A 14,043-nucleotide genomic window follows, 5' to 3' on the forward strand; every position below is an offset into this window, starting at 1 on the left:
TGATAATGTGTTATTATCCAATTGGATGTTACCTCCTCTGATTTAGTTTTGCGGTTGGCCAAACCCGCTTTATTTTATCAGAGGAGGTATGTTTTTTCTACTCATAGCTATAAGCTTTTCGGAACCACGGGCATAGCCCGTGGTATTCGAATGACAAGAAAAAAAGACCCGCGAAATATTCGCGAGTCTTTTTTAATCCTTTCATTAATACATCATATCTCCGCCGCCGGGCATTGGTGCATTCTTTTCTTTTTCAGGAATTTCTGTTACTACGGCTTCTGTGGTAAGAACCATAGCTGCTATGCTGGCTGCGTTTTGAAGTGTTGACCTTGTTACCTTAGTGGGATCAACTATTCCCTTAGAAATCATATCGCCATATTCACCACGGCGTGCATCAAAACCTATTCCTTTATCGCTGGCCTTTACCTTTTCTACTACTATTGCTCCTTCATATCCTGCGTTTTTAGCGATTTGTTTTACAGGTTCTTCTAATGCTTTTTTCACAATATTTATGCCGACTAGTTCGTCGTCAGCAGCTTGGAGCCTGTCAAGAGCAGGTAGAGCATCGATGAATGCTGTTCCACCGCCAGGTACAATACCTTCTTCTACGGCTGCTCTTGTAGCTGAAAGAGCATCTTCAATGCGGGTTTTCTTCTCTTTGAGTTCTGTTTCGGTGGCTGCACCAACCTGAATTACAGCAACGCCTCCGGCAAGTTTTGCTAACCGCTCTTGAAGTTTTTCTCTATCGAAATCTGATGTGGTTTCTTCGATTTGTGCTTTAATAGAATTGATGCGTTTCTTGATGTTTTCTTTATCTCCTGCACCATCTACGATGGTGGTGTTTTCTTTGTCAACTCTGACCTGTCTTGCCTGACCTAACATATTTATATCAATGTTCTTAATATCTATGCCGAGGTCTTCAGAAATTACTTGTCCACCGGTTAAGATGGCTATATCTTCCAGCATGGCTTTTCTTCTGTCACCAAAACCGGGAGCCTTTACTGCAACACAGGTCAAGGTTCCGCGTAGCTTGTTAACTACCAGTGTAGCTAAAGCTTCGCCTTCAACATCTTCAGCGATAATTAAGAGCTTCTTGCCCTGCTGTACAATCTTTTCAAGAATTGGGAGCAGGTCTTGAACACTTGATATCTTTTTATCTGTTATTAAAATATAGGGATCATCTAAAACTGCTTCCATTTTTTCTGTATCTGTTACCATGTATGGAGATATGTAACCTCTGTCAAATTCCATTCCTTCTACTACTTCCAGGGTAGTACCCATACTCTTAGATTCTTCAACGGTAATGACACCGTCTTTGCCTACCTTTTCCATTGCCTCTGCAATCAATTCACCGATTTCTTCGTCGTCAGCAGAAATGGAAGCGACCTGTGCAATTGCTTCTTTCGTCTCTACAGGTTTGCTGAAGGTTTTTAACTCTTCTACTACAGCTTTTACAGCTTTTTCAATACCTTTTCTCATGATCATGGGGTTTGCCCCTGCCACTACGTTTTTCATTCCCTCATGGATAATGGCCTGAGCAAGTAAAGTAGCAGTGGTGGTTCCGTCTCCTGCTACATCCTGAGTCTTGGTAGCAACTTCCTTAATTAGCTGTGCACCCATATTCTCAAAAGGATCTTCCAACTCAATATCTCTTGCTATGGTTACACCGTCATTGGTAACTGTGGGAGTTCCGAATTTTTTATCAAGGACAACATTGCGGCCCTTGGGTCCCAATGTAACTTTTACAGTATCAGCTAATTTATCAATGCCTCTTAATAAAGCTCTGCGAGCATCTTCATCATATTTAATCTGTTTTGCCATTTATAATCCCCTCCTAGCGACTTTATTCTAATATTGCTAACACGTCACTCTGTCTTAAAATTAAATATTCCTGGTCATCAATCTTTACTTCAGTACCTGCATACTTGGAAAAGATAACCTTGTCCCCAACTTTGACTTCCAAAGGAACCCTTTTGCCTTCGATGATTTCGCCAGAACCAACTGCTAAGACTTCGCCCTTCTGTGGTTTTTCTTTAGCGGTATCAGGTAAAACGATACCTCCTTTGGTCTTTTCCTCTTTTTCTAACACTTTAATGACAATTCGATCGCCCAATGGTTTGATGTTCATATTTACCCTCCTTTTTTCTTATTGCCAAGAAATTATTACCAAAAATTAAAGGCAAGGTTAAAATAGCAAAAAATGAAAATATGTAGGATAGTTTGTTTAACTTATTAGCACTCTTACTTAGTGAGTGCTAATTACAATTAATATAATATTAGAAGCGCACTTCAAAATCAATTTCCCTTTTTCTTGTTATCAAGGGAAAAAACCACATTTTTGCTCTTTTTCTCGATTATTCTAATATGTAGCGTGTTTTTTTAACGCCTGTGCACTTCTACTTCCATATTTTTTCCGGTGAAAACAAAATTATACATTTTTTATATAATAAAATTATAAAAATCTTGTTTTTGATAGTGACTTTTTGTGAGAATTAGATTATAATATGATTTAAAATTAAATGAAACACTTTTTCATGTGGGAGTGTACCTAGGGTTCCGGCTTTAAAGGTAAGTCGCTTTAAAGCGTCTGGTCCAAGCGGTACAGCTAGAATTTTTCTAGTACACCGTGAGTATAAAAGACTCCAGCGGCAGGTTCCACTTGTGTTTTGTCATGAGTAGAACTGCTGCTTTTTTGTACTTGGGGGTGGTTATCAAAATTATTCAGGCGTTTAAACCCAATATTCACGAATTGAGTTTGTTGTCTGAAAAAAATATTATTTCATCGATAAAAAAGGGAAATTTTAGTAAGGAGGTACTTTTATGCGCAAACTATCCAAATTTATTACTGTATTTTGTGTTGTCGTATTAACTTTAGCTTTATTATCCGGCTGCGGCCAAAATCAAGCAAATACTCCTTCCACATCAACAGAAGGTGAGTCTGAAGGTGGAGAAATTAAAATTGGAACAATCGGCCCTCTTACTGGAGATGTTGCAACTTATGGCATAAGCGTCAAAAATGGTGTAGAGATAGCTGTTGATGAATTTAATAATGAAAATGGTGGAATCAACGGCAAAAAAATAGTTCTAATATCAGAAGATACCAGAGGAGATCAAACGGAAGCTGCTAATGCCGCTTCAAAGCTCATTGAAAGAGATAAGGTAGTTGCCATTGTCGGTGGCGTTATTAGTGCAGAAACAATGACTGCAGGCCCCATCGCCAATGACGCAGGAGTTGTAATGATTTCATCTTCTTCAACAGCCCAGGGTGTTCCCGAAATTGGCGATTACATTTTTAGAAACTGTCTGTCTGACGAAGTTCAAGCTGTCCAACTTGCTGAATTTGCAGTAAACGAATTGGGCTTTAAGAAATTTGCTGTAATGTTTACCAATAATGACTATGGTCTTTCTTTGAAAAACGCCTTTGAAGCAAAAGCAAAAGAAATTGCAGAAGTCGTAGGAATAGAAACTTACAATGATGGGGAAAAAGATTTTAGAGCTCAGCTTACAAAGCTTAAAGGGGCAAATCCAGATGCTTTATATATAGCTGGGTACTACACTGAAGCAGCTAAAATTGCACAGCAAGCTAAAGAACAAGGTCTCGATGTTCAAATATTGGGTGCCGACGGATTCTATTCTCCTGATCTAATTAAACTTGGTGGAGAAGCTGTAGAAGGTTCAATCTTTACTGCAGGATTTTTCACCGATGACCCTTCAGAGAATGCCCAGAATTTTGTAAAGGCATATAAGGAAAAATTCAACGCTGAACCCGATATGTTTGCAGCTCAGGCCTACGATGCTGCTATGATTCTTCTGACTGCCCTGAAAAATGCAAACGGTGAGGGCGGACAGGTTCTTCAGCAAGAAATGGCAAAGACTAAGGATTTCCCTGGCGTTACCGGTGTTACCTCTTTCACTGAAACAGGTGACGCATTAAAAGATATAATCATCTTGAAAGTAGAAAACGGCAATTTTGTAAAGGTTCGTTAATGCTTAATCGCTATCACTTTAGTCAATGGACAGAAGTCATTCTGTCCATTGGCTTTGCTTTTGGAAAGGAATGGAGCTTGCTATGTTTTTTGAACAGTTATTAAACGGTCTAACACTAGGTAGCACATATTCTTTAATCGCGCTTGGATACACTATGGTTTATGGAATACTTGAACTTATTAATTTTGCTCATAGTGAAATATACATGATAGGTGCCTTTATAGGGCTTATAATGGTTTCTGTATACAAGCTGCCATTTGTTTTAGCTCTCTTAATTAGCATGGCAGGTTCTTGCATTGTGGGCATCACCATTGAAAAAATCGCCTATAAACCTTTAAGAAAATCCAGCCGCATAGCACCACTGATTAGCGCAATTGGAGTTTCGATTTTTCTACAAAATGCGGTGTTAATGTTGGCTGGACCACAGGCAAGACCCTTCCCTTCAGGTTTAAATGTAACCAGTTTAAGATTTGGTCCTTTGCGAATGTCTTCGCTACAACTCTTGATCTTGCTGGTGTCGATTGTTCTAATGATAGTATTACATTTTTTAATGCAAAAAACCAAATTGGGCCAGGCCATGAGAGCAACTGCCCAGGATAAAGAAGCCGCCCAGCTTATGGGAATTAAAATAGACCAGGTTATCTCTTTCACCTTTGCTATCGGTTCCGCTTTAGGCGGTGCTGCAGGTGTTCTGGTCGGAGTTTACTTTGATTCTGTAAACCCTACAATGGGATTTTTCCCGGGTTTAAAAGGTTTTGTAGCAGCAGTTTTAGGCGGAATCGGCAGTATTCCCGGTGCAATGCTTGGTGGTCTAATTCTTGGTTTGGTCGAGATGCTGGGAGCTGTTTATATGTCCCGTTACAAAGATGCAATAGCTTTTGCAGTGCTCATATTTATTCTACTGCTCAAGCCAACCGGGCTATTAGGGCGTAGGGTTCAAGAGAAAGTGTAGGTGATATGTTTTGAGCTATTTTTTGCAGATCTTGACAGTAATTATGATCAACTCTATACTAGCAGTTAGTCTAAATCTAGTAACAGGTTACACAGGGCAGCTTTCTCTGGGTCATGCTACTTTTATGAGTTTAGGAGCATATGCTGCTACTTTGCTTACATTAAAGCTTGACTTTCCTTTTGTGGCCTCATTAATCCTTGGTGCTATAGTAGCAGCGTTTTTTGGATTTATTATCGGAGTTCCTACTTTAAGGCTAAAAGGTGATTATCTCGCTATAGCGACACTTGGTTTTGGAGAAATCACTAAAAATATCCTTTTGAACCTGGAATTTACCGGAGGGCCCATGGGCCTCCGCGGCATACCCAAAGTGACAAATATTTATATAGCAACCATAGTGCTCTTATTAGTAATCTTTTCTTTAAACCGAATAATGAGCTCTCGCGTTGGCAAGTCTTTTATTGCTATCCGTGAAGATGAACTGGCAGCCGAAGCAATGGGCATCAATACAACAAAATTTAAAATCCTGGCGTTTACTATAGGCGCCTTTTATGCCGGTATAGCAGGCGGCTTATACGCATTTTTATTCAGGTATATAAATCCAAAGGATTTTGGCTTTATGAAATCCATCGAAATACTGTGTATGGTGGTTTTAGGCGGTATGGGAAATACGTATGGCGCTATACTCGGAGCACTTTTTATTACATTATTGCCAGAGCTGTTGCGTATAGTATCGCCAGCCATTGCACAGTACCGCATGGTGCTCTACGGCTTACTTCTCGTCATTATGATGATTGTGCAACCGGAAGGGATAATTAGTGGTTCCCTTTTAGATAAAATTAAACCCAAAAAAAAGATGGAGAAGGGAGGGCAATAAGTTTTGAAGCTCTTAGAAGGTACTAATCTCACGATGGTTTTCGGAGGCCTTTCAGCCTTAAACTCTGTTGATATAACTATAAATCAAGGCGAAGTCTTAAGTGTCATAGGCCCTAACGGTGCAGGCAAAACTACCCTGTTTAATCTTTTAACCGGTGTATATACTCCAACAGCAGGTGTTATACGCTTCAGGAAAAAAGAGATTAAAAACTTAAAGCCCTATGAGATAACAAAAATGGGTATTGCTCGCACCTTCCAAAATATTAGGTTGTTTGGTGAAATGACCGTACTGGATAATGTGATCATAGGTCAACACTGTCGCACAAAAACCGGTGTTTTTGGAGCTATTTTAAAAACACCTGCGGTCCGCAAAGAAGAAGCTCTCGTTAAAGAAAAGGCTATGGATGTTTTAAAGTTTGTGGGCCTTGATGATGTGTACAATGAAAAAGCCAAAAATTTGCCTTATGGCAAACAAAGGCGCCTGGAATTGGCTCGTGCATTAGCTACTGACCCTGAACTTATACTCCTTGATGAGCCAGCAGCAGGCATGAATCCTCAGGAAACCAATGAACTTATTGAATTGATAGAAAAGCTCAATGACATGGGAAAAACTGTGCTTCTCATAGAACACGACATGAAATTGGTCATGGGTATTTCTAAAAGAATAATGGTGCTCGACTATGGGAGAAAAATCGCAGACGGTCCACCTGAAGAAATAAGAAATAATGAAAAGGTTATAAAAGCTTACCTCGGTGAAGCTACCCTCAAGGAGGGTAAAGCATGTTAAAACTTGAAAACGTAATAACTCATTACGGCAATATACAGGCTCTAAAGGGAATATCCATCGAAGTTAAACCCGGAGAAATCGTTACAATAATCGGAGCCAACGGGGCAGGAAAAACAACTACTTTAAAAACTATCTGCGGCCTCGTAGCTCCTACTTCTGGGAAAATATATTTTCAAGGTGAGGACATAACTCATAAGAGCACTTCTGATATTGTTGAATCAGGAATAGCTATGGTGCCTGAAGGCCGAAGAGTTTTCCCTCGTATGACCGTGCTTGAAAATCTTCAGTTGGGAGCTTATCTGAATAAAGATAAGGCACAGGTCAAAAATGATCTGGAAAAGGTCTTTAACCTTTTCCCTATTCTCAAAGACCGTGTCAAGCAGATTGCAGGTACTCTTTCCGGTGGAGAACAGCAGATGTTGGCTATAGGGCGGGCACTTATGGCGAGACCAAAATTGCTGCTATTAGATGAGCCTTCAATGGGGCTCGCACCAAAAATAGTAGCCAATATTTTCGATATAATTATGGAAATAAATCGCACAGGAACTACTATTTTATTAGTTGAGCAAAATGCCAGAATGGCCTTAACCATAGCCCATAAAGGCTTTGTTATTGAAACGGGCAAAATAGTGCTGGAAGATTCCGCCGAAAACCTGCTAAATAATGAACAAGTAAAAAAAGCATATCTTGGAGACTAAAAAAAGAGTATCGCAAAAACTGTTTATCGGTTAACTTGCGATACTCTTTTTAAGTCCAGTTAAAGCACTGCATCAGCCGATTCTTTAATTGGTTCTTGCCCTTTATATGGCATAAGTTCCGTAATAAGAACACCTGCCAGAATTAAGACAAAGCCGGATATGGCCTTAAATGTCAGCGGTTCCTGCCCTAACAAGAACGAGAAAAGGCCAGCAAAAACCGATTCGGTGCACAGTATTACAGCTGCGTGAGTGGAACTGGTGTATCTTTGAGCGATGTTTTGGACTATGAAAGCACCAGCTGTGCAAAATATTACTCCGAATAAAATGGCAGCCCAAATCTCTGAACTATAAACCTTAAGTGAAATTGGGCCCAGCAACACTGCTGCCCCCAGCGTAACTATGCCTGTCAAGGCAATTTGTATTATAGCCACGTTTATGGGGTCAGCTTTTTTCATGTAGTATTCGGTAAAGGTAATCTGAAGGGCAAAACAGACCGCACACAAAAGCGTAAGCATATCCCCATAGGCAATTGTCAGATTATCACTTATGGAAATTAACCCTAAGCCACAGAATGTCACTATAGCTCCTAATATTTGACTTACTCCGGGAAATCTCTTTGATAACATATACGCGAAAAAAGGCACCATGACTACATTACTGCCGGTTATAAATCCTGATTTTGCCGGTGTCGTATAGACAAGGCCAACAGTTTGAGTTAAAAAGCCAGAAAGCATAAACAATCCTATCACAAGGCCTGCCTCAATATCTTCTCTTGTTATTGTCTTTAATCTTTTATGAAATATGCCGATCATGATCACTGCACTTAAAAAAAATCGAAACCCTAGATACATAATTGGAGTCATTGTTGATAAAACATGCTTTTCAACCACAAAGTTTAGGCCCCAGCAAAGGGTTACCAAAAGCAATGCGCCATCTGCAACTAGACTTTTTTTCAAAACCATTTCACCTCTATTGCTATATATTTTTTAGCGTGTAATATCCGATAAATACTTAGATATCACACCACGTGCGATAGGGCCCGCCACAGAACCTCCTGAACCTGCGTTTTCTACCACTACCGCAACTGCAATTTTAGGATTTTCAGCAGGTGCAAATCCAACAAACCAGGCGTGGGCCTGACCATGAGGATTTTCCGCACTTCCGGTCTTGCCGGCAACTTCAATACCACTTATAGCAGCAGCTGTGCCGGTACCGCTCTTCACCACATCTACCATCAAGGCCTTAATCTTTCTAGCTACCTCTGAGCTTACTACCTGAGTTGTGCTCGCCTTTGGAGCTTTGCTTATTTCTGTTCCCAACGGTGAGACAATTTTCTGGGCAATATAGGGAGTTACCATTTTGCCATCATTTGCAATAATTGCTGCTACTTGAGCCATTTGAACAGGCGTTGACAAAATTCTGCCCTGACCGATAAAAGACTCCGCCATCTCAACATCTCCGCCAATTACAGGTGGCCTCGGAAAAGTGCTTTTAGCTATTGGAATATCACTTTTATTTGAAGCATTAAAGCCAAAGGCTTCAGCCATTTCAATCATTTTTTCCCGCTCTACTCTCTGGCCTATTTGAATGAAAACCGTATTGCTGGAATATCTAAAGGCTGTATTTAAATCGTATTCACCGGGCCACAAATGCTGGCCATCTCGAATAATGCTGCCGCTAACCTTTATATATCCGGGCGTATAAAACTTTTCATACTCTATTTCTGGGTTATATGTTAGAGCCCCAGCCAATGTGATAATTTTAAATGCTGAGCCTGGAGGATAAAGGCCTTGTGTAGCTCTATTTATTAAGGGCTTATTTTCGTCTTTGGAAAGCTTTTCCCAGTCTTGCTTTACAGTAGATGGGTCATATCCCGGAGAACTCACCAGTGCTAAAATTCTACCCGTCTGTGGTTCTAATGCAACAAGAGCACCTTTTCGACCTTGAAACAGGTCATATGCGGTTTTTTGTAAATCTAAATCTATGGTAAGGTACACGTCACTGCCCTGCTCACTAACACCCAGTATCTTTTGCCTTAAAAGAGTCACCGGATCCTGCTCTGACACTCCCAGCAGCTCGCCGTTAAAAACATTTTCAATTCCTGCTCTGCCAAGGACCCGATCTGAATATCCTATAAGAGGGCCTATAGCCTTACCTCCGTTATATATCCTCCTTTTGGTCCCCCCCTCAAAACCTGTTTCTGCCAAAGGCCTTCCTTTGCTGTCGTAAATGGTTCCACGCATGACTTTTTCTTCCTGTTCCCACAATCTGCGGTTATATGAGCTCTTGATTAGCTGCTCACGCTCAACAGCTGTAAAATAGGTCAGGTAAAGTATAAGGGAAATAAAAAGCACACTAAAAACCACAAATATCAATTTTATATTGCGCTTGAGCTTATCCATCGGCTTCACCGCCCAAAGCTCTCATTATTATTCCGTTTAAGATCCCTAAAGAAATAAAGCTCATTACCATAGAGCTGCCACCATAGCTCATAAAAGGCAGTGTAACTCCTGTCATCGGTATAAGCTTTATCACACCGCCAATAATAGTAAATATTTGAATGCCGAAAAACACTGTTATGCCCAAGCCAGAAAGGCATAAAAAACTGTTTTCTATAGTCAGGGATATTTTTATTCCCCTGTATATTAATAAAAAATAAACTACAATTAGTGCTGAAGCACCCAAAAAACCAAATTCCTCAAAAAAGGCAGAGAAAATAAAATCAGTTGTCACTGCCGGAATATAATCGGGACGGCCCAGGCCCAGGCCTGTGCCGAAAAATCCCCCTTCAGCTATGGCAAACAGTGATTGTACTATTTGATACCCTTTGCCAGGCACATCCTCCCAGGGATTAAGCCATGCTTTTGTCCTTACCCTGACATGGCCAAAAAATTGATAACCTAAAAGCCCCGCAACAACTGCGCCAATAAGCCCAAGCACCGTGAGATCCAAGCGGGAAGTTGCTGCAAAGATAATGATTAGAGCCGCAAAGTAAAAGAGCATGGCTCCTCCTAAATCCCGTGCAAAGGCTAGGAGACCTAAAACAACAAAAATCTGGCCAAAAAATTTTATTGAATCTTCAATTTTATGTTCTTTTAAAGTGTCGGCCAAAAACAAACTAAAAGTTATTTTAGCCAGCTCGGAAGGTTGAAATAAAAAATTACCAAATGATATCCAGCTCTTTGAGCCATACCGTTCCACACCAAAAATTAGCGGCGAAGCAAGTAGCACGAAAGTTACGAGAAAAAAAATAAAGGGACCAACTTTTATTTCAATCCAGGTCCTGCACACAAAGGAGCTTATAAAATACAATAGACACCCTATTCCAAACCAAATAAGCTGTTTGGCTGCAGACTCGGGATCTATTCTATAAAGCATTACCAAACCTAATTGACATATAAAACAACACAAAATAAAAAGTGCAGGGTCCTGCTTAGGAAATAAATGGTTTGTCAAAAAATGCCCAACAAACATTATTACTATAAAGATCAGGCTGCCGTAAATAGGTACAGGAGAAAATACGCCTTCGCGAAAGGCCAGCAGCAGAGCAGCCAAAATTCCCACTAGAGCAGTTATGGCAATATTTTTATTGTAAATAGCTTCTGTCCTCGGCTCCAACTGTTTCACCCCTTAAAAATTTAAACTTTTTGGTTCCCAAGGTAATTTCATCATTTTCTTTAAGCCTCAAAGGTCTTGTGATTTTTTTGTTGTTTAAAAAAGTACCATTTGTGCTGTGAAGATCTTGAATTAACAATTTAGAACCGCGTTTAAAAATTAAAGCGTGTTTGCTTGATATAAAAGGATCATCGATGATTATATCTGCGTCTTCTGCTCTGCCAAGCGTATTTATATCAAATAAAGTATATTTATTGCCGTTTTCATCTAATAAAATAAAGCCTGTCTCTTTGGGCTGGCTTTTTTCACCGCGCAAATCTGCAATCATTATTTTTAAAAAATTGTATAGGAAATAATATATTAACACAATAAAAACGTATCTTAAAGTTCGAGACAGTAATTCGAACACAAATACCACCTCTGATATTATTATACCACAAATGAGCATTGGTAAACTATGGACCAGCGAGACCTAAATCTTACAGTATAAAATACTTTAAAAAGCCTTATCATAAAATTAGATAGGAGGGACAAAATCATGAAAAAAATATTAGTGATATTCTCTACACTTGTTTTAATTTTTGCATTGGCCTTAAGCGGTTGTAGTGTCAATAGAAAACCGGCTCCAAATAATCAGTCACCTCCTGCAAAAATAACACCTAACACACCTAACACTCAGACACCTACACCGGCCAGAGACACAACACCTGCATCACCTGCTCATACTCAAGCATCAAAGCTGGCACAGGCTGCAGAAGATGTTGACGGAGTAAAAGCCGCTACTGTCGTAATAACCGGGTCAACGGTTTTAGTAGGATTAGAAACAGAGCCGGATATAGAAGATAATAAAACCGAAGAAATAAAAGATAAAGTAACCGAAAAAATTAAAAAAGCTGACAACAGTATCAAAACCGTCAGCATTACAACTGATCCAAACCTCATTACCCGCTTAAAGAAAGTAGCGGAAGGCATCAAGGATGGCAAACCCATCTCCAGCTTTACCGACGAATTAGCCGAAATCACTCGCAGAATAGCTCCTAAAACAAATACTGAATAATCTTCGAAAAGTCCTGTGAATGTTCACAGGACTTTTTTTATTCCTACAGGCTTCCTTTTTAGGAGTGCTTTCTCTAATATTTGTAAAGAAATACCGTTTATAAGTTTTGGATTTGCTAGGAGGAGGTATATACCGTATTTCGATAAATTGGCAATAAGTTTATCCATTTCTTCTAAATTTCTCTCACGCCATATTTTAACCAGTAGCCTTTCAAATTTAAGCTTTTTATCAAACAAACCTTTTAAATTCTTGTCGTAATTTGCCCAATCCGAAGCTATGGATTTTACAGCCTCTTTAGCACTTAAAATAGCCATATCAATGCCGCCACCGTGCAAGGGCGAAGTAAGGCCGGCGGCATCTCCCGCAAGGAGTATATTGTCAAAAACCAATTTATCCGGTATTGCAGTAGGGCAAATGCCGCCGATTTTGTTTAGTATCTTATAACCCTTAAAATTTTCGTCACTTATCACTTTGTCTAGCCTATCCCAAAGTCTGTCATTTTCCTGAGGATCAAAATTACCTATACCTACATTAGCTATTCTTTCGGTTTTTGGAAAAATCCAGTAATAACCCCAGAAGTCAGGCAGCAGGCCGACTTTTAAGGAATAATCTAAATGAGAAAAATCCCCTTCCATCGTATATTGGACGGTCTTTCCTGAATTTTGCTTATAAAATTTTGCAAAACCATAAAGTCTTGATGTAACAGATGGTGCCCCACTTGCATCTATTATAAAGTCATATTCTCTTTTTAATTTAACTAAATCTTTGGGATTTATGGGGGAATTTTCCCAAATCCTTGCACCTAAGTTTTTTACCTGATCGGCTAATTTTTTTTGCCAAGTTGCCCTATCGAGCATCCACAGGTTTAGTTGATCTGCGTTCACTTTGTACGTGGATTTTACTTTTATTATAAGATTTTTTACTTTGTAAAGCACCCCAAAATCCGGTTTACCTAAGAGTTTTAGCGTATCGAAAAATCCTTCGGCACATCTTATATTTTCACCGATATTACCTTTTTCACAAAGGGTCACATCAAATCCTAATTTTGCTGCCTCAGAGGCTGCGTAAAGGCCAGCAGGCCCACCTCCTATAATCAGGAGTTTTGCCATACACTCACCTCTATCAATTAAATGTTTACCCACTTATCTATGTTTTGTTTTACAGTGAGAACACCCTCAAATATATCACCTTTTTCTTTTACGCGCTCAGGCATATTTTTTATTGTGAACATATCAGCAGTTACACCCTGCTCAAGTTCTGTCCAAGTTATTGGGCATGAGACAGGCGCTCCCTTTTTGGGCCTAGGACTGTACGGTGCGACAATTGTCTTGCCCTTGACGTTTTGCATATAGTCAAGGTACATTTTTCCCTCTCTTTTGCTCACGCTTCTTTCGGTAGTAGTAATATCCGGAAAGGTCCGCTCGATTACCTGGCAAAACAACTTTGCAAAATTCCTCACCTGCTGATAAGTATACTTGCAGTCAATAGGCACATATATTTGTATGCCTGTAGAACCGGAAGTTTTTGCAAAGCTTACAAGGCCTTCCATATCAAGTAACTCCTTTAAAGCAAGGGCCACCTTGCGTGCATCTTCAAAATCGGTGTTTTCCATTGGGTCTAAATCAAAAATTACGTAGTCCGGATTTCCCAATGAAGATGTCTTTGAAAGCCACGGGTGAAGTTCCAAACAGGCTTGATTGGCAGCCCATACTAAACTTTTGACATCATTTATTATCACGTATTCTGTAATATTGCCTTCATCTGATTTAATTTTAAAAGTCTTGAGCCACTCAGGAGCGTAATCTGGCACGTTTTTTTGATAAAAGGCTTTGCCGTAAATGCCATCGGGGTATCTGGTAAAAACCATCGGCCTGTCTTTTAGGTGAGGCAGAATTACAGATGCCATTTGGATATAATATTTTATTCTTAAATTGCAATATTAAATGCGACACATTTTTTGGAAACCCGAATGATGTTGGGTTTCTCAATCATGAATTTTGAATTTAGAAGTTAGCCGCTTTATTTCCCGGAAAAAAAGAGTTCTGCTGGTTGCTGGTAGCCCCAGGGATTTTTT

The 14,043-nt window shown here is 39.7% G+C and carries 14 protein-coding genes; 6 read left to right on the forward strand and 8 right to left on the reverse strand.

Annotation, left to right across the window (positions count from 1 at the left end):
* Nucleotides 1-204: 204 nt before the first annotated feature.
* Together groL and groES are read right to left on the reverse strand one after the other, a co-directional pair.
* Nucleotides 205-1,821, reverse strand: coding sequence for a chaperonin GroEL (groL, locus tag JT739_RS03560; RefSeq protein ID WP_237659719.1), 1,617 nt, complete (start codon nucleotides 1,819-1,821; stop codon nucleotides 205-207).
* A 22-nt stretch (nucleotides 1,822-1,843) separates the two neighbouring features.
* Nucleotides 1,844-2,128 carry a co-chaperone GroES gene (gene groES / locus JT739_RS03565; protein WP_237659720.1) on the reverse strand — a complete coding sequence of 95 codons (285 nt, stop codon included), beginning with the start codon at nucleotides 2,126-2,128 and terminating at the stop codon, nucleotides 1,844-1,846.
* 692 nt (nucleotides 2,129-2,820) lie between these two features.
* Here groES and JT739_RS03570 point away from each other — a divergent pair.
* The 5 genes from JT739_RS03570 (at nucleotide 2,821) to JT739_RS03590 (ending at nucleotide 7,297) form a co-directional block, all read left to right on the forward strand.
* The gene (locus tag JT739_RS03570; protein WP_237659721.1) at nucleotides 2,821-3,987 is read left to right on the forward strand and encodes an ABC transporter substrate-binding protein; all 1,167 of its coding nucleotides are present in this window, start codon (nucleotides 2,821-2,823) and stop codon (nucleotides 3,985-3,987) included.
* A gap of 82 nt (nucleotides 3,988-4,069) precedes the next feature.
* Nucleotides 4,070-4,939 (forward strand): branched-chain amino acid ABC transporter permease, encoded by an 870-nt coding sequence (locus JT739_RS03575; RefSeq protein WP_237659722.1) that lies wholly within the window; start codon nucleotides 4,070-4,072, stop codon nucleotides 4,937-4,939.
* A 10-nt stretch (nucleotides 4,940-4,949) separates the two neighbouring features.
* On the forward strand, nucleotides 4,950-5,813 hold the full coding sequence (locus tag JT739_RS03580; RefSeq protein WP_237659723.1) for a branched-chain amino acid ABC transporter permease: 864 nt from the start codon (nucleotides 4,950-4,952) through the stop codon (nucleotides 5,811-5,813).
* A gap of 33 nt (nucleotides 5,814-5,846) precedes the next feature.
* The gene (locus JT739_RS03585) at nucleotides 5,847-6,599 is read left to right on the forward strand and encodes an ABC transporter ATP-binding protein (RefSeq protein WP_370642566.1); all 753 of its coding nucleotides are present in this window, start codon (nucleotides 5,847-5,849) and stop codon (nucleotides 6,597-6,599) included.
* The gene (locus tag JT739_RS03590) at nucleotides 6,593-7,297 is read left to right on the forward strand and encodes an ABC transporter ATP-binding protein (protein ID WP_237659725.1); all 705 of its coding nucleotides are present in this window, start codon (nucleotides 6,593-6,595) and stop codon (nucleotides 7,295-7,297) included. The genes JT739_RS03585 and JT739_RS03590 overlap by 7 nt, the downstream gene beginning before the upstream one ends.
* A 59-nt stretch (nucleotides 7,298-7,356) precedes the next feature.
* Here JT739_RS03590 and JT739_RS03595 read toward each other — a convergent pair whose 3' ends face one another.
* Genes JT739_RS03595 through JT739_RS03610 form a run of 4 tightly spaced genes read right to left on the reverse strand, consistent with a single transcriptional unit; the run spans nucleotide 7,357 to nucleotide 11,321 of the window.
* Nucleotides 7,357-8,259, reverse strand: a complete 903-nt coding sequence (locus JT739_RS03595; RefSeq protein ID WP_237659726.1) for a DMT family transporter — start codon at nucleotides 8,257-8,259, stop codon at nucleotides 7,357-7,359.
* Nucleotides 8,260-8,283: 24 nt separating this feature from the next.
* Nucleotides 8,284-9,699, reverse strand: a complete 1,416-nt coding sequence (locus JT739_RS03600; RefSeq protein ID WP_237659727.1) for a penicillin-binding protein 2 — start codon at nucleotides 9,697-9,699, stop codon at nucleotides 8,284-8,286.
* The gene (locus tag JT739_RS03605; RefSeq protein WP_237659728.1) at nucleotides 9,692-10,924 is read right to left on the reverse strand and encodes an FtsW/RodA/SpoVE family cell cycle protein; all 1,233 of its coding nucleotides are present in this window, start codon (nucleotides 10,922-10,924) and stop codon (nucleotides 9,692-9,694) included. Before JT739_RS03605 ends, JT739_RS03600 begins: the two co-directional genes overlap by 8 nt.
* Nucleotides 10,884-11,321, reverse strand: coding sequence for an FHA domain-containing protein (locus JT739_RS03610; RefSeq protein ID WP_237659729.1), 438 nt, complete (start codon nucleotides 11,319-11,321; stop codon nucleotides 10,884-10,886). The genes JT739_RS03605 and JT739_RS03610 overlap by 41 nt, the downstream gene beginning before the upstream one ends.
* Before the next feature lie 129 nt (nucleotides 11,322-11,450).
* Here JT739_RS03610 and JT739_RS03615 point away from each other — a divergent pair, with 129 nt between their 5' ends.
* A complete protein-coding gene (locus JT739_RS03615) occupies nucleotides 11,451-11,969 on the forward strand; it encodes a YhcN/YlaJ family sporulation lipoprotein (protein WP_237659730.1) in 519 nt (172 codons plus the stop codon).
* Nucleotides 11,970-11,992: 23 nt separating this feature from the next.
* Here the strand turns inward: JT739_RS03615 and JT739_RS03620 are convergent, their stop codons facing one another.
* Both JT739_RS03620 and ligD read right to left on the reverse strand, forming a co-directional pair.
* Complete coding sequence (locus JT739_RS03620) at nucleotides 11,993-13,078, reverse strand: NAD(P)/FAD-dependent oxidoreductase (protein WP_237659731.1); 1,086 nt, start codon at nucleotides 13,076-13,078, stop codon at nucleotides 11,993-11,995.
* Between the two features lie 17 nt (nucleotides 13,079-13,095).
* On the reverse strand, nucleotides 13,096-13,893 hold the full coding sequence (gene ligD, locus JT739_RS03625) for a non-homologous end-joining DNA ligase (RefSeq protein ID WP_370642567.1): 798 nt from the start codon (nucleotides 13,891-13,893) through the stop codon (nucleotides 13,096-13,098).
* Nucleotides 13,894-14,043 lie beyond the last annotated feature (150 nt).

Source organism: Tepidanaerobacter sp. GT38 (assembly GCF_021991635.1).
In the GTDB taxonomy this organism is placed as follows: domain Bacteria; phylum Bacillota; class Thermosediminibacteria; order Thermosediminibacterales; family Tepidanaerobacteraceae; genus DTU063.